Here is a 14,528-nt window from a genome sequence, read left to right as displayed (position 1 = left end):
TAGGCCATGTCTGGATGGTGCCTACGTGTTCGTCTGAACCCAGGCATGCGCTTGCCGGCATGCTAGATGGGGTGGGGGCTCATGTTGGACGACCGGCCGGTCATCGGCCGGTCGAAGTACCCAGTAAGCGGTGACTGTGGGCAATGGAGCGGGGGTGTGTCCTTACCCGAAAAGCTGCCCGGCGATACGCAGCCCGGCGATCCAGGTGCCGGCGGCGGAGCCCAGCGTGGCGAGCAAAAAGACCAGCAGCGTGCGAGCGACGCGGTTCTTCCACCAGCCGCGCGGTGAGCTGACGTCGCGGCGCAGGCGCGAGAAGTCACCCACGGTGGGGCGGCGCAGGGCCAGTTCGACGCCGGCGGCGACGAAACCGGCGCCGATGGTCGGGTTGAGCGACGTCAAGGGCGCGGCGAAGAAGGTCGCGACGATGGTCAGTGGATGGGCCAGCGCGATGGCGGTGCCCAGCGCCGAGAGGACGCCGTTGATCAAGAACCACTCGCCGACCAGCGACCAGCCGAGCTCGGTATCCCGCGAGAAGCCGATGGCGAAGCCGGTCAGCACCAGCGCGACGATGACCCAGGGCAGCATCTTCCAGAGCCTGGAACGGGGCGGCGTGACTTCCAGGGCGTGGCGTTCCTGGTCGAGCGCTTCGGCGCTCGGCGGTTGCTGGCCCAGCGTCTCGATGTGCTCCCCGAGGCCCTTCAGGTGCCCGGCGCCGACCACCACCAGGATGTGGCGCGGCGTCTCGCCTTTGACCTCCTCGCGCAGGCGCAGGGCCATGTAGCGATCGCGCTCGCGAATCAGCGGCGTGTAGAGCGATTCCGACTGCTCGGCGAACTCGGCGAAGGTCGACTCGAGGACATCGCCTTCCTTGAGTCGCTCGATTTCCTCGCTGGAGACCTTCTTGCGCGATACCACGCTGCCCAGCAAGCCCGAGACCAGACTCATGCGCTGCCACCAGGGCACGCTGTGATAGATGCGCTTCAGCGTCACGCCGATGTCGCGGTCGACCAGGTACAGCGGCAGGTCGGCGCGGCGGGCCTCCTTGATCGCCATCTGCATCTCGGCGCCGGGCGTCACGCCGGACTGCTCGGCGACGCGTTGCTGAAAGGCGCCCAGGGCCAGGCTGGCGGCGACCATGCCGGCCTTGCCCTGGCGCAGGACCTGGAAGAGATCCATCTTGGCCATGGCGTCGGGCTGGGTCGCGCTCTGGTAGCGGGTGGGGCACAGCTCGATGGCGACGGCATCGAACTCGCCGGAACGGATCAATTCGCGGACTTCGTCGGCGCTGGCGCGCGAGACGTGGGCGGTGCCCAGCAGGGTGTAACGGGTCTCGCCCTGATCGATGACCTGACGCGGGCCGGCGGGTGTATCGGGCATGCGGAGTTTCGCTTCGATGGCGGAAAAGCTCGATTATCCACGAAGGCGAGGGGCGGGCCAAACCCGTCCCGCTCGCGCATCGCGCGAGCAGGGCAGTCTGCAAGCGGGGCCAGGTTCGCCCGCCAACGCGCCTAGCGCCTGGCGCGGCACGCCGCGGCGGTGAACAGCACGTCGGTGGAGGAGTTCAGCGCGGTTTCGGTGGCGTCCTGCACGACGCTGATGACGAAGCCGATGGCGACGACCTGCATGGCCACGTCGGGAGAAATGCCGAACAGGCTGGCGGCCATGGGGATCAGCAGCAGCGAGCCGCCGGCCACGCCGGAGACGCCGCAGGCGGCGAGCGAGGCGACGACGCACAGCAGCAACGCCGTGGCGAAGTCCACGCCGATGCCCAGGGTATGCGTGGCGGCCAGGGTGATTACCGAGATGGTGACGGCGGCGCCGGCCATGTTGATGGTCGCGCCCAGGGGAATCGAGATCGAATAGGTGTCGGGGTGCAGGTCGAGACGCTTGCAGAGCTCCATGTTGACCGGAATGTTGGCGGCGCTGCTGCGGGTGAAGAATGCCGTGATGGCGCTGCCGCGCAGGCACGCGAACACCAGCGGGTAGGGGTTGCGGCGCGTGGCCAGGAACACGATCAAGGGGTTGGTGACCAAGGCCACGAACAGCATGCAGCCGACGATGACGGCCAGCAGGTGGGCGTAGTCGAGCAGGGCGTTCAGGCCGGTGTCGGCGAGCGTGCCCGCGACCAGACCGAAGATGCCGAGCGGGGCGCAGCGAATCACCAGCTGGACGATGCTCGAGACGGCATCGGAGAAGGCATTGAGCACGACGAGCGTGGTCTCGGAAGCGCCGCGCAGCATCATTCCCAGCCCCATCGCCCAGGCCAGGATGCCCACGAAGTTGGCATTCAGCAGCGCGTTGACGGGGTTGTCGACGACATTGAGCAGCAGGTTGCGCAGGATCTCGGCGATGCCGCCCGGCGGTTCGCCGCTGGCCTGCGGTGCGTCGATCACCAGCGACGTGGGAAAGATGAAGCTGGCGAGCACCGCCACCAGCGCGGCGCACAGCGTGCCGACCACGTACAGCAGCAGCACGCCGCGAATGTGCGTGGGCTGGCCGCGCCGGTGATTGGCGATGGCCGTCATCACCAGCAAGAAGACCAGAATCGGGGCGACTGCTTTCAGGGCGGAAATGAAGACCTGGCCGAGCAGGGCGACCGACGTGGCGGCATCGGGCCAGACGATGGCGACGCCCACGCCGAGGGCGATACCGATGACGATCTGAGGAATGAGCCCGAGGCGCAGCAATGCACGCAGGGGACTGGCAAGGGTGGCGGACATGACGATCTCTCGCGGCAGAATGACGAACGTGGCCCGTCTCGGCGAGCCGGAAAGCGCGCATGGTAGCATTGGTGCCCACGCGATACCCGGGCATTCGTCCCTCTGGCGCTCATCCTTTGGTAAGAAGCGTGCCGTTTCGGCAGGATTGAGGGAGAAATCTTCAGCTGGCGTGCGATTCAACAGTGAATGTTGTCGCGCGGCAGCGCTCGGTCAGCGGCGCCAGAAGGCCGGTGTGAACAGCACCAGGATGGTGAAGATTTCCAGACGGCCGAACATCATGGCCATTACCAGGGTCCACTTGGCGAGCGCCGGCATGTCGCCGTAGTGCGTGGCCACGCTGCCCAACCCCGGCCCCAGGTTGTTGAGCGCCGAGCCCACCGCCGACCAGGCCGTGACCTGGTCCAGCCCGGTGGCCAGCAGGACCATCAGCATCAGCACGAAGAGCAGCAGATAGGCGGAGAAAAAGCCCCATACCGCCTCGGCCACGCCGCTGGAAATGCGCATCTTGCCCACCTTGACCGAGAACACCGCGTTGGGGTGGATCAGGCGATGAATCTCGCGCAGCCCCTGCTTGAGGATCAGCAGGATGCGGATCACCTTCATGCCCCCGCCGGCGGAACCCGAGCAGGCCCCGACGAAGGCGGCGATGAACAGCATGAACGGCAGCACGCCCGGCCAGGCGGTGAAGTCGGCGACCCCGAATCCGGTGGTGGTGGCCACCGAGACCACTTCGAACAGGCCGTGGCGCAGCCCCAGGGTGTCGGTGTAGGTGCCGCTGAGCATGAGCGTGGCGATGGTGATGGTGACCAGCAACGTTAGAAAGATGATGAAGAAGCGGAATTCCGGATCGACCAGATAATGGCGCAGGCGTTTCTCACGCCACACCGCGAAGTGCAGCCCGAAGCTCAGCGACGAGATCACCATGAAGAACACGCAGATGAGTTCGATGGTGGCGCTGTCGAAATAGCCGATGCTGGCATCGTGGGTCGAGAAGCCGCCGATGGCGACGGTGGAAAAGCTATGCCCGATGGCGTCGAACCAGCTCATGCCTGCGAGCCAGTAAGCCAGAAAACACGCCAGCGTCAGGGCGGCGTAGATATACCACAGTGCCTTGGCGGTCTCGGTGATGCGCGGTGTCAGCTTGGAGTCCTTGAGCGGCCCCGGGATCTCGGTGCGGTAGAGCTGCATGCCACCGATGCCCAGCGTCGGCAGGATCGCCACCGCCAGGACCACGATCCCCATGCCACCCAGCCACTGCAGCTGCTGGCGGTAGAAGCGAATCGATTCGGGCAGCAGGTCGATGCCGGTGAGAACCGTCGCCCCGGTGGTGGTGAGGCCCGAGAAGGACTCGAACACCGCGTCGGTGAGCGACAGCGAGGGATCCTCGGCGAGCATCAGGGGCAGCGAGCCGAACAGCCCCAGCACGCTCCAGAACATCACGGTGATCAAGAAACCGTCACGGGTACGCAGCTCGCGTCGCGCGTGGCGGGTGGGCCAGTACAGCGCCATCCCCGTGGCGAACGAGATCCCCAGGCCAATGACGAAGGCGTCCCAGGTGGCATCGTCGAAGATCAACGATATCGCCACCGGCGGTACCATGGTCAGGCTGAACAGCATCAACAGCAGCCCGACGATCCGCAGGATCACCAGAAGACTCATGGCGTCCGCCGTGTCGGCGCCGGGTGCGCGGGGGACGTCGTACTCATCAGAAGAAAGTCAGCCCTACCTGGAAGAGCCGCTCGACATCGCGAATGCGTCGCTTGTCGATGACGAAGAGGATGACATGGTCGCCGCTTTCCACCACGACGTCGTCGTGGGCGATGATGACTTCCTTGCCGCGCACGATGGCACCGATGGTGGTGCCGCTCGGCAGGTCGATCTCGTCGATGGCGCGCCCGACGACCTTGGAGGAGCGCGAGTCGCCGTGAGCGATGGCCTCGATGGCCTCCGCCGCGCCACGCCGCAGCGAGTGCACGTTGACGATGTCGCCGCGCCGCACATGGGTGAGCAGGCCGCCGATGGTGGCCTGTTGCGGCGAGATGGCGATATCGATCTCGCCGCCCTGGACCAGGTCCACGTAGGCGGCGTTGTTGATCAGGGTCAGCACCTTCTTGGCCCCCAGGCGCTTGGCCAGCATCGACGACATGATGTTGACCTCGTCGTCGTTGGTCAGCGCGCAGAAGATATCGCAATCCTCGATGTTCTCTTCCAGCAGCAGGCGCTTGCTGGTCGCGCTGCCGTGCAGGACCACGGTGCGGTCGAGGCGCTCGGACAGAACCGTGCAGCGCTCGAGTTCATGCTCGATGATCTTGACCTGGTGGCTGTGCTCGAGCGTCTCGGCGAGTCGTTCGCCGATGTTGCCGCCGCCGGCGATGATCACCCGGCGGAAGTCGCGATCGACCTTGCGCAACTCGCTCATCACAGCGCGTATGTCCTTGCGCGCGGCGATGAAGAACACCTCGTCGTCGGCCTCGATGACCGTGTCGCCACGCGGGATGAGCGCGCGATTGCGGCGATAGATCGCCGCCACGCGGGTGTCGACGTTGGGCATGTGGCGTCGCAGGAAGCCGAGCTCCTGGCCGACCAGCGGGCCGCCATAATAGGCCTTGACGGCCACCAGCTGCGCCAGGCTGCCGGCGAAGTCGAGCACCTGGAGCGCGCCCGGATACTCGATCAGGCGGCGGATATGGTCGGTGACCACCTGCTCGGGACTGATCAGCACGTCCACGGGAATCGCATCGTGGGAAAACAGCCCCTTGCGCGTCAGGTAGGCGGTGGCGCGGACACGCGCGATCTTGGTCGGCGTGCGAAACAGCGTGTGCGCGACCTGGCAGGCGACCATGTTGACTTCGTCGGAGTTGGTCACCGCGATCAGCATGTCGGCATCCTCGCCACCCGCCTGGCGCAGGACCATGGGATAGGAGGCCGTGCCCACCACCGTGCGGATGTCCAGGCGGTTGTGGAGTTCGCGCAGGCGCTTGGTGTCGACATCCACCACGGTGATGTCGTTTTCTTCGCTGGCCAGGTGTTCGGCCAGCGTGCCGCCGACTTGGCCGGCGCCGAGGATGATGATCTTCATGCGAGGGGAATCCGCGCTCAGTGACTGGCGCGTAGCATAAACCAGGCAGCGCCCCCAATGACAGGGGCGCGGCGGTGCTCGGGCATGCGCCCGGTCAGTCGAGGGAGAGGCCCACCTTGAGGGTGACCTGCCAGTGCCCCACGCGGCCGTCCTCGAGGTGACCGCGCATGTCGGTGACTTCGAACCAGCGCATGCCGTGCAGCGTCTCGCGGGCTTTTTCCAGGGCATTGTTCACGGCATCCTCGACGCCGTGGGGCGAGGAACCGGTCAGCTCGATGTGCTTGTAGACATGATCGCTCATGGCGTTCTCCTTGCGCTTGTCGTGCGATGGGAATGACTCAGGCGCCGATGATCTCGACCCCGAGCCGGGTCAGACGCTGCCGCGTGGCGGCATCCGTGTCGTGAGTGACGGGACGCGTCAGGGGCCAGAGGAAGCGCGTGCGAAAGCCGGCGGCGACGGCGTCCTCGGCGCTCCAGAGCACGCAGACATCGCGTGCCAGGCCGCAGACATGGACCGTCTCCACCTCACGTTCGCGCAACCAGCCGGCCAGGCCGGTGGTGGGGCGCGTGCCCTCCGGGCCCAGGTTGTGGCGAAAGGCGCTGTAGGAATCGACGCGCGGGTCGCTGCCCTTGCGCACGATGAGGTCCACCGGGGCCCAGTCGATCTCGGGGTGCAACTGGGCGCCGGCGGTGTTCTGGACGCAATGGTCGGGCCACAGGGTCTGCGGCTCGCCGTAGAGATCGAGGGTGTCGAAGGGGGCGTGTCCGGCATGCTGGCTGGCGAAGGAGACGTGCCTTGGCGGATGCCAGTCCTGGGTCGCCACCACATGCGCGAAGCGCCGCTCGCCGAGCAACTGGGTCAGCCCCGGGAGAATGGCGTCGCCGTCGGCGCAGGCCAGGGGGCCGCCGGGCATGAAGTCGGGCTGTACGTCGATGACGATCAATGCGCAGTGGCGGTCGACGATATCGAGGGCATCCTGCAACACGGTCTCTCCCGCTGGCCTGAGGCGATGCCTTCAGTATCGAAGCCGCCGGCGCCCCTGACAAGGGGCGTCGACGACCGGCGGGGGATGGCGGCGTTACTCGGACTGCTTGCGCAAGCGGGCGTAGAAAAAGCCGTCGTGGCCGTCGATGCGGGGCAGCAGCTGACGCCCGTCGCCCGCCGGGCGGCCCCATGCGGCCTCGATGGTCTCGGCGCGAGCGTCCGGGGTGCGAGCGAGGAAGGCCGCGACCTGGTCGGCATTTTCCTCGGGCATCACCGAGCAGGTGGCGTACAGCAGGGTGCCGCCGGGGGCCAGAGTGTGCCACGCGGCGTCGAGCAGACGCGCCTGCAACGCGGCGAGTTCGCGGATGTCGCGCGGACGCCGCAGGCGCTTGATGTCCGGGTGCCGGCGGATGACGCCGGTTCCCGAGCAGGGGGCATCCAGCAGGACGGCATCGAAGGCATGGCCGTCCCACCAGGCGTGGTGGCTGGCATCGGCGGCTATGGTCGTGGCGTCGAGTCCCAGGCGCTCCAGCGTGGCATTGACCCGGTCCAGCCGCTCGGCGTCGCTGTCCAGCGCGGTCAGGTCGATATCGAACGCTTCGAGAAGGTGGGCGGTCTTGCCGCCGGGCGCGCTGCAGGCATCCAGCACGCGTGCGCCGGGGCGTTCGGCGAGACACGGGGCGAGCAGGGTGGCGGCCAGTTGGGCGGCTTCGTCCTGCACGCTCACGGCGCCCTCGGCGAAGCCGGGCAAGGCGCGCACATCGCAGGGCTCGGCCAGGGTCAGGCCCTGCGGTGCGAAGGGTGTGGGCGAGGCCGAGAGGCCGGCGTCTTCCAGACGGGCCAGGTAGGCGTCGCGGTCGCCCTGGCGGACATTGACGCGCAGCGTCATGGGGCCGGGGCAGTTGTTGGCCTCGGCCAGGGCTCGCCAGTCGTCGGGCCAGGCCTGGCGCCACTCGGTCAGCATCCACTCGGGATGCAGCAGGGCAACGCTCGGGTCGCGGTCGACCTGTGCCTGGAGTGTCTGGGTGTCGCGTTGAAAGCGGCGCAGACAGCCGTTGAGCACGCGCGTGGCCCAGCCCTTGCCGAGCCCGCGGGCGGCACCGGCGGTTTCCCCCACGGCGGCATGGGCCGGCACACGCATGTAGAGCAACTGGTAGAGGCCGATCAACAACAGTGCCTGCACGTCCAGGTCACGGCGCTTGAAGGGCTGGCGCAGCAGGAGCTTGGCCAACGCTTGCAGGCGCGGCAGGGTGCGGCAGACGCCATAGCACAAGGCCTTGGCGAAGGCACGATCGCGGCCGTCGAGACTGGCGGTGTCGAGATGTGCATCCAGGGCGCTCAGCGAGCCCTTGCCGTCGAGAAGTGGCGCCAGTGCGCTGGCGCATACGGCACGCATGTCCGGAGTGCTCACGCGCGATCCTCCTGTCCCAGACGAAGCCCCTCGGGAAAGCGCTCGCCACGTGCGTTGAGCAGGTCGCGCACGGCCAGCGGCTTGCCGCCGGGCAGCTGGGCACGGGTAATGCGCACCACCTGGGTGCCGTCGTGACCGCAGGCGATGCGCAGGGCATCCGGGGCGCTCTGCAGCAGGGTGCCGGGCGCGACGCCGGGGCGCTCGGCCTCTGCTTCGGCCTCCGCCAGCCATAGCCGCAGCGGCTCGCCAGCCAGGCGCGTCCAGGCCACCGGCCAGGGGTTGAAGGCACGCACGCGGGCGGCCAGCTCGTGGGCCGGCCGCGTGAAGTCGAGCTCGGCCTCGGCCTTGCTGAGCTTGGCGGCATAGGTGACGCCTTCGCTCGGCTGGGGCGTCGCCGTCAGGCCGTCCGTCGCCAGGGCGTCGAGCGCCTCGACGATGGCCTCGCCACCGAGCGGGGCGAGGCGGTCGTGCAGCTCGCCACCAGTGGTGGTCGCCGTGATCGGCGTCTCGCGCACCAGCAGCATGGCGCCGGTGTCGAGCCCGGCGTCCATCTGCATGATGGTCACGCCGCTGCGTGTGTCCCCGGCCTCGATGGCACGCTGGATCGGCGCCGCACCGCGCCAGCGTGGCAGCAGTGACGCATGGACGTTGAGGCATCCCAGGCGCGGGATATCGAGAACGGCCTGCGGCAGTATCAAGCCATAGGCGACGACCACCAGGACATCGGCCTCGAGCGCGGCGAGCGTCTGCTGGGCGTCGGTATCCTTGAGGCTGGTGGGCTGATGGACGGGCAGGCCGTGCTCCTGCGCCAGCGCCTTGACCGGGCTGGGCGTGAGTTTGCGCCCGCGACCGGCCGGTCGGTCCGGCTGGGTGTACGCGGCGACCACCTGGTGACGGCTGTCGAGCAGCGCCAAGAGACTCGCGGCGGCGAAATCGGGCGTGCCGGCGAAGACGACGCGCAGGGAGTGGGACATCGAGAAGGCTTCCGTGACGGCGGTAATGGTGCGTGGCGAAGGCGGGTGCGGCGCCGGGGCGGCAAACGCGACGGGCCGGCGATTGCCGGCCCGCATGGCATCCGGGCGAACGACCGCGGTGCCGGCTCAGGCGTCTTGCATGGCCCGGTGGCGTTTCTGCATCTTTTTCAGTACCCGGTCGCGCTTGAGCGGCGAGAGGTAGTCGACGAACAGCACGCCTTCGAGATGATCGTATTCGTGCTGGATGCAGTGCGCGAGCAGGCCGTCGGCCTCCAGCTCGTAGGGATTGCCATCGCGATCCAGCGCCTTCAGCGACACGCGCAGGGCGCGCGGCACTTCGGCATAATACTCGGGGATCGACAGGCAGCCTTCCTGCATCGGCTCGCGTTCGTCGCCCAATGGCGTGTATTCGGGATTGATCAGCACGCGCGGCTGCGAGCGATCATCGCTGACATCCATCACGATGACGCGACGATGCACGTCGACCTGCGTGGCGGCCAATCCGATGCCCTGGGCGTCGTACATGGTCTCTAGCATGTCGTCGACGAGCTTGCGCGTCTCGTCGTCGACGGTCTCGACGGGCGCGGCCTTGGTGCGCAGGCGCTCGTCGGGAAATTCGAGAATGGTCAGCTTGGCCATGGCGTTGAGAAAACCGTTATGCTGTCACGTGAAGTTTGTCCTCTAGTGTAATGCGCGGTCGACGGTAACGGAACCAGGGCCATGAGAATGAGCCCTCAGGCCCGAGATCCGAGCAGGGATCGGCGCATTGCAATAGTAGTATGATTATAGCAAAACCGGCGGGTGTCTTGCAGGACGGCCCTGGCGTCGCGCGGCGACGAATGGGGCATCAACGAGAAGAGACGATCATGCAGGCAGGGAATGGCAAGCGCGGGATGGGACGGCATGGCGGCAGGCTGGCCGGCGGCCTGATGATGATCGGGGCGCTCGTCGTCGCGTCTCTCGCGGTGCGTGATGTCGCCGCCAAGGAGGTCGTGCACCTGTCGCCGGCGGTGCGCGAGCTCCCGGCGGATCGGGTGTCGCCCGTGCCGCGCCGCGAGGTTGCCCCGTTTCTGAACTTGTATCGCATCGTCGATGATCCGGCCGTGCTGGAACGCGCCCGCTATGTGGTCGTCGGCGAAGAAGGGCAGCAACTGATGGCGGCCGGCGACACCGCCTATGTGCGTACGCCCGAGGGCGCCACGGCGCGCTCGGGTGCCCGGCTGGCCATCTACCGGCCGGGCGAAACCTACCGATCTCCTGACAGCGGCGAGCCGCTGGGCATCGAGCTGCGCCGCGTGGGCGACGCCCGCTGGGTGAGACACGAAGGCGAGCTGGATGTCTTCGCGATACGCGAGGCGCGGCAGGAAATCCGCCCCGGCGACCGCCTGCTGCCGTACCGGGCGGGTCCGGTGGCGCTGCATTTCACGCCGCGCTTGCCGTCGAGCTCGGTCGCGGGGCACATTCTGGGCGTTCCCGAGGGCGTGCATGCCATTGGGCGCCATACCCTCGTGGCGCTCGACCTGGGGCGCTCGGATGACGTGACACCGGGCACGCTGCTGGCCCTGCAAGCGGCCCCGGCGCGAGTGAGCGACCCGCTCGACGATGCCACGCGGCGCCTGACGAGCGCGCCGGCCGGACTGGCGATGGTCGTCGAGAGTTTTGCGCGGGTCAGTTATGCGCTGGTCACGGAAGCCTCGCGGCCGCTGGAGGTCGGCGATGTGGTGAGTACGCCCGAGCGGGAGGCGTTGACGTCGTGGCAGCGACGCTGAGACCGGGTGGTTGGCAAGGAAAACGCACATGATGACAGCGAGAGAGTGGTGTGCCCTGGCGCACCTGCCCAAACTCGGGGCACGGCGTCTGGCGGTCCTGCGCCGCGAGCTGGCCGCGCAAGGGCTTGACGACGCCTGGCCCCAGGCCTGGCTCGCGGCGATGCCCGCCGGCCCGCGCGAGACGCTCAGGTACTGGCTCGAGCACCCCGCCAAGAGTCCCCTCGAGACATCGGTGAGCCAGGCGCTGGCCTGGGAGGCCAGCGCGCCATCGCACCACCTGCTGTATCCCGGCCATCCCGCCTGGCCCGCGCTGCTCGATGAAATCGCCGATCCGCCCGCGCTGCTGTGGGCCAAGGGCGATCTGGCGGCGCTGGAACCGCCGGGGCTGGCGATGGTGGGGACGCGGCGCCCGACTCGCGAGGGCTCCGACAACGCCGCCTGGTTCGCGCGTGGGCTCGTCGAGGCGGGTTTCTCCATCGTCAGCGGGCTGGCGCTTGGCATCGACGGCGTGGCCCAGCGCACGGCGCTGGATGCGGGCGGTCGCAGCGTGGCGGTGCTCGGCTGCGGCGTGGAGGTGATCTATCCGCCGCGACATGCCGGCCTGTATCGTCGCCTGCTCGACGAGGGCGGCCTGCTGCTGTCGGAGCATCCCGCCGAGACGCGGGCGCATGCGCGACACTTTCCCCGCCGCAACCGCATCATCACCGGGCTGTCACTGGGCGTGCTGGTCGTCGAGGCCGCCGAGAAAAGCGGCTCGCTGGTCAGCGCGCGGCTGGCGCTCGAGCAGAATCGCGAGGTCTTCGCGGTCCCCGGGTCGCTGCATAACGTTCAGGCACGCGGCAACCTGGGGCTGATTCGTGACGGTGCCTGGCTGGTGCGTGGACGCGACGACATTCTCGAGCAGCTGGGTCAGTGGCAGGCGCCGCAGGCCGTCGTGGCGTCGACCGACGACATGACAGAGGCGGCAAACGCGCCGGCCGACCCGTTGCTGGCGTTGCTGGACACCGCCCCCACGCCGCTTGACGTGCTGGTCGAGCGCAGCGAGCTGGATGTCGGCGGCTGTCAGATGCGGTTGCTGGAGCTGGAACTCGCCGGCCAGGCCGCGCAGGTCAGCGGGGGCTGGGTGCGTCGCGCCACTCACTGAACACCTGCGACAGCGTGGCACGGCGTGCGCCGGCATGAGCATGGTAAGATAAAGGCACTTTGTGTAGCCGTGAAGCGAAGCGTTTCGCCATGCAAGAAACAGCCGATCGTATCGCCGACGCCGTGGCCGCCCTCCGGCGCGGCGCGCTCCTGGCCTACCCCACCGAAGCGGTGTGGGGCCTGGGCTGCGACCCCGATGACGATGCCGCCCTGGCACGTCTGATTGCCCTCAAGCAACGCGACCCCGCCAAGGGATTGATCCTGATCGCAGGTGACATGGACCAGCTCGAGCCCTGGCTGGCGGGTCTCGATGCGCTGCAACGCGCACGCCTGGCCGAGAGCTGGCCCGGGCCCAATACCTGGCTGGTGCCCGACAACGGGCGAGCGCGGCCGCTGCTGCGCGGCGAGCACACCAGCCTGGCGGTGCGCGTCAGCGATCACCCTCTGGTACGGCAACTGTGCGCCGCCTTTGGCGGGCCGCTGGTGTCGAGCTCCGCCAACCGCGCCGGCGAGCCGCCGGCGATGAGCGCCGCCGACGTGCGCGCCGCCTTCGGGGAGGCGGTGACGCTTCTCGACGGGGCGCTGGGGGGCTACGCGCGGCCGAGCACGATCCGCGATCTACAGAGCGGCGAGACCCTGCGCCGTTAGCCCTGTCCGAAAAAAGTGCCTGCACCATCAACCAGCAATGTGAGGAGAGCGACGTGGCGCACCCCCATCTCGACAAGGTGAAGGAATATCTGCTCGACTTGCAGGACCGCCTCTGCGACGGCTTGGCCGCCGAGGAGGGGGACACCGCGTTCCGCGAGGATAGCTGGACGCGTGAGGCGGGCGGCGGCGGTCGCTCGCGGGTCATCGAGAACGGCGAGGTCTTCGAGAAAGGCGGCGTCAACTTCTCGCACGTCTTCGGCGAGCGCCTGCCGGCCTCGGCCTCGGCGGCGCGACCGGAACTGGCGGGGCGCAGCTTCCACGCCGTGGGCGTGTCCTGGGTGCTGCATCCGCGCAACCCGCACGTGCCCACCGCGCATGGCAACGTGCGCTTCTTCATCGCCGAAAAGGAAGGAGCCGAGCCGGTATGGTGGTTCGGCGGCGGTTTCGATCTCACGCCGTTCTATCCGGTGTTCGAGGATGTCGTGCATTGGCATCGCGTGGCGCAGGAAACCTGCGCGCCGTTCGGCGACGACGTCTACCCACGCTTCAAGCGCTGGTGCGATGAGTACTTCACCCTGCATCACCGGGACGAGACCCGCGGCGTCGGCGGCTTGTTCTTCGACGATCTCAACGAGTGGGAGTTCGAGCGCTGCTTTGCCTTCCAGCGCGCGGTCGGCGATGCCTTTCTCGAGGCTTACGTGCCCATCGTGCGGCGGCGGCAAGCGACCGAGTATGGCGAGCGCGAGCGCGATTTCCAGGCCTTCCGGCGGGGTCGCTACGTCGAGTTCAATCTGGTCTGGGACCGGGGCACCCTGTTCGGCCTGCAAAGCGGTGGCCGTACCGAGTCGATTCTGATGTCGATGCCGCCGCTGGCCCAGTGGCAGTATTGCTGGACCCCCGAGCCGGGCAGCCCCGAGGCGCGTCTGGCCGACGAGTTCCTGACGCCGCGCGAGTGGCTCGAGGAGGCAGAGGCATGAGCGATGATCGCTACTGCGTCTTCGGAAACCCCGTCGCGCATTCCCGCTCGCCGCGCATTCATGCGCTGTTCGCCGAGCAGTGCGGGCAGGCCATGACCTACGAGGCCATCGAGGCGCCCCGCGAGGATTTCGCCGGGGCCTGGCACGCCTTCGTGGCGGCCGGTGGGTGCGGAGCCAATGTCACCGTGCCGTTCAAGGAGGACGCCTTCCGGCTGGCGGACGTGCTCAGCCAGCGCGCTCGCCGCGCGGGCGCCGTCAACACGCTGGTGCGGGGGCGGGACGGTCGCACCTATGCTGACACCACCGACGGAGTGGGGCTGGTGCGCGACCTGGAGGCGCACGGGGTGACACTGGAGGGGGCGAGGATTCTCATACTCGGCGCCGGCGGCGCGGTGCGCGGCGTGCTCGACCCGTTGCTGGCCAAGGCCCCGAGTTGCCTGCACATCGCCAATCGCACGGCATCGAAAGCCGTGCGCCTCGCCGAGGAGGCCTCGCCGGAGGGGCGTGTGACGGGCGGCGGCTACTCGGAACTCGACGGCGCCTTTGACGTGGTCATCAACGGCACCAGCGCCTCGCTGGGCGGTGAGTTGCCACCCTTGCCCGATACCTTGCTGGCCGCTGACGGCGTGGCCTATGACATGATGTATGCCGCCGAGCCGACGGTCTTTCTGCAGTGGGCGGCGGCACATGGCGGGCGCGGCATCGATGGCCTGGGCATGCTGATCGAGCAGGCCGCCGAATCGTTCTTTCTGTGGCGCCAGGTGCGTCCGGATACCGCGCCGGTACGCGAAACGCTGCGCCGCGAACTGTGATGCGACCGGG

Annotated in this window: 14 protein-coding genes; 5 read left to right on the top strand and 9 right to left on the bottom strand. The window is 68.2% G+C overall.

Annotated features, from left to right (window positions below; all coding sequences use genetic code 11):
- Window positions 1–162 precede the first annotated feature (162 nt).
- The 9 genes from CSAL_RS14550 to def all read right to left on the bottom strand — a co-directional run bounded on the left by CSAL_RS14550 (window position 163) and on the right by def (window position 9,808).
- Window positions 163–1,377: a TraB/GumN family protein gene (locus CSAL_RS14550; RefSeq protein ID WP_011508167.1), complete on the bottom strand. Its 1,215-nt coding sequence runs from the start codon at window positions 1,375–1,377 to the stop codon at window positions 163–165.
- Window positions 1,378–1,508: 131 nt separating this feature from the next.
- Window positions 1,509–2,720 (bottom strand): serine/threonine transporter SstT, encoded by a 1,212-nt coding sequence (sstT, locus tag CSAL_RS14545; RefSeq protein WP_043558617.1) that lies wholly within the window; start codon window positions 2,718–2,720, stop codon window positions 1,509–1,511.
- Window positions 2,721–2,930: 210 nt separating this feature from the next.
- Window positions 2,931–4,379, bottom strand: a complete 1,449-nt coding sequence (locus CSAL_RS14540) for a TrkH family potassium uptake protein (protein WP_011508165.1) — start codon at window positions 4,377–4,379, stop codon at window positions 2,931–2,933.
- Between the two features lie 46 nt (window positions 4,380–4,425).
- Window positions 4,426–5,799 carry a Trk system potassium transporter TrkA gene (trkA, locus tag CSAL_RS14535; RefSeq protein ID WP_011508164.1) on the bottom strand — a complete coding sequence of 458 codons (1,374 nt, stop codon included), beginning with the start codon at window positions 5,797–5,799 and terminating at the stop codon, window positions 4,426–4,428.
- 94 nt (window positions 5,800–5,893) lie between these two features.
- The gene (locus CSAL_RS14530) at window positions 5,894–6,100 is read right to left on the bottom strand and encodes a dodecin (RefSeq protein ID WP_011508163.1); all 207 of its coding nucleotides are present in this window, start codon (window positions 6,098–6,100) and stop codon (window positions 5,894–5,896) included.
- Window positions 6,101–6,137: 37 nt separating this feature from the next.
- Window positions 6,138–6,785, bottom strand: a complete 648-nt coding sequence (locus CSAL_RS14525) for a nicotinamidase (protein ID WP_011508162.1) — start codon at window positions 6,783–6,785, stop codon at window positions 6,138–6,140.
- A 93-nt stretch (window positions 6,786–6,878) separates the two neighbouring features.
- Window positions 6,879–8,180, bottom strand: coding sequence for a 16S rRNA (cytosine(967)-C(5))-methyltransferase RsmB (gene rsmB, locus CSAL_RS14520; RefSeq protein WP_011508161.1), 1,302 nt, complete (start codon window positions 8,178–8,180; stop codon window positions 6,879–6,881).
- Between the two features lie 11 nt (window positions 8,181–8,191).
- Window positions 8,192–9,169: a methionyl-tRNA formyltransferase gene (fmt, locus tag CSAL_RS14515; protein ID WP_011508160.1), complete on the bottom strand. Its 978-nt coding sequence runs from the start codon at window positions 9,167–9,169 to the stop codon at window positions 8,192–8,194.
- A gap of 126 nt (window positions 9,170–9,295) precedes the next feature.
- Window positions 9,296–9,808 carry a peptide deformylase gene (gene def / locus CSAL_RS14510; protein ID WP_011508159.1) on the bottom strand — a complete coding sequence of 171 codons (513 nt, stop codon included), beginning with the start codon at window positions 9,806–9,808 and terminating at the stop codon, window positions 9,296–9,298.
- 227 nt (window positions 9,809–10,035) lie between these two features.
- Between def and CSAL_RS14505 the strand changes: the two genes are divergently transcribed.
- The 5 genes from CSAL_RS14505 (at window position 10,036) to aroE (ending at window position 14,518) form a co-directional block, all read left to right on the top strand.
- The gene (locus CSAL_RS14505) at window positions 10,036–10,938 is read left to right on the top strand and encodes a hypothetical protein (RefSeq protein WP_050934546.1); all 903 of its coding nucleotides are present in this window, start codon (window positions 10,036–10,038) and stop codon (window positions 10,936–10,938) included.
- Between the two features lie 28 nt (window positions 10,939–10,966).
- Window positions 10,967–12,082 (top strand): DNA-processing protein DprA, encoded by a 1,116-nt coding sequence (dprA, locus tag CSAL_RS14500; protein ID WP_011508157.1) that lies wholly within the window; start codon window positions 10,967–10,969, stop codon window positions 12,080–12,082.
- An 89-nt stretch (window positions 12,083–12,171) separates the two neighbouring features.
- Window positions 12,172–12,729, top strand: coding sequence for an L-threonylcarbamoyladenylate synthase type 1 TsaC (gene tsaC / locus CSAL_RS14495; RefSeq protein ID WP_011508156.1), 558 nt, complete (start codon window positions 12,172–12,174; stop codon window positions 12,727–12,729).
- 53 nt (window positions 12,730–12,782) lie between these two features.
- The gene (hemF, locus tag CSAL_RS14490) at window positions 12,783–13,706 is read left to right on the top strand and encodes an oxygen-dependent coproporphyrinogen oxidase (protein ID WP_011508155.1); all 924 of its coding nucleotides are present in this window, start codon (window positions 12,783–12,785) and stop codon (window positions 13,704–13,706) included.
- Complete coding sequence (aroE, locus tag CSAL_RS14485; protein WP_011508154.1) at window positions 13,703–14,518, top strand: shikimate dehydrogenase; 816 nt, start codon at window positions 13,703–13,705, stop codon at window positions 14,516–14,518. The genes hemF and aroE overlap by 4 nt, the downstream gene beginning before the upstream one ends.
- The last annotated feature ends 10 nt before the right edge of the window (window positions 14,519–14,528 follow it).

The sequence above is a fragment of the Chromohalobacter israelensis DSM 3043 genome (assembly GCF_000055785.1).
Taxonomy (GTDB): domain Bacteria; phylum Pseudomonadota; class Gammaproteobacteria; order Pseudomonadales; family Halomonadaceae; genus Chromohalobacter; species Chromohalobacter israelensis.
Note: the sequence above shows the minus strand (reverse complement) of the source record. Positions and strands in the feature narration are given on the sequence as shown.

Excerpts from the sequence above, each read along its gene's own strand:
- CSAL_RS14550 (WP_011508167.1), bottom strand. The coding sequence starts at position 1,377 with ATGCCCGATACACCCGCCGGCCCGCGTCAGGTCATCGATCAGGGCGAG.
- sstT (WP_043558617.1), bottom strand. The coding sequence starts at position 2,720 with ATGTCCGCCACCCTTGCCAGTCCCCTGCGTGCATTGCTGCGCCTCGGG.
- CSAL_RS14540 (WP_011508165.1), bottom strand. The coding sequence starts at position 4,379 with ATGAGTCTTCTGGTGATCCTGCGGATCGTCGGGCTGCTGTTGATGCTG.
- trkA (WP_011508164.1), bottom strand. The coding sequence starts at position 5,799 with ATGAAGATCATCATCCTCGGCGCCGGCCAAGTCGGCGGCACGCTGGCC.
- CSAL_RS14530 (WP_011508163.1), bottom strand. The coding sequence starts at position 6,100 with ATGAGCGATCATGTCTACAAGCACATCGAGCTGACCGGTTCCTCGCCC.
- rsmB (WP_011508161.1), bottom strand. The coding sequence starts at position 8,180 with ATGCGTGCCGTATGCGCCAGCGCACTGGCGCCACTTCTCGACGGCAAG.
- fmt (WP_011508160.1), bottom strand. The coding sequence starts at position 9,169 with ATGTCCCACTCCCTGCGCGTCGTCTTCGCCGGCACGCCCGATTTCGCC.
- def (WP_011508159.1), bottom strand. The coding sequence starts at position 9,808 with ATGGCCAAGCTGACCATTCTCGAATTTCCCGACGAGCGCCTGCGCACC.
- CSAL_RS14505 (WP_050934546.1), top strand. The coding sequence starts at position 10,036 with ATGCAGGCAGGGAATGGCAAGCGCGGGATGGGACGGCATGGCGGCAGG.
- dprA (WP_011508157.1), top strand. The coding sequence starts at position 10,967 with ATGATGACAGCGAGAGAGTGGTGTGCCCTGGCGCACCTGCCCAAACTC.
- tsaC (WP_011508156.1), top strand. The coding sequence starts at position 12,172 with ATGCAAGAAACAGCCGATCGTATCGCCGACGCCGTGGCCGCCCTCCGG.
- aroE (WP_011508154.1), top strand. The coding sequence starts at position 13,703 with ATGAGCGATGATCGCTACTGCGTCTTCGGAAACCCCGTCGCGCATTCC.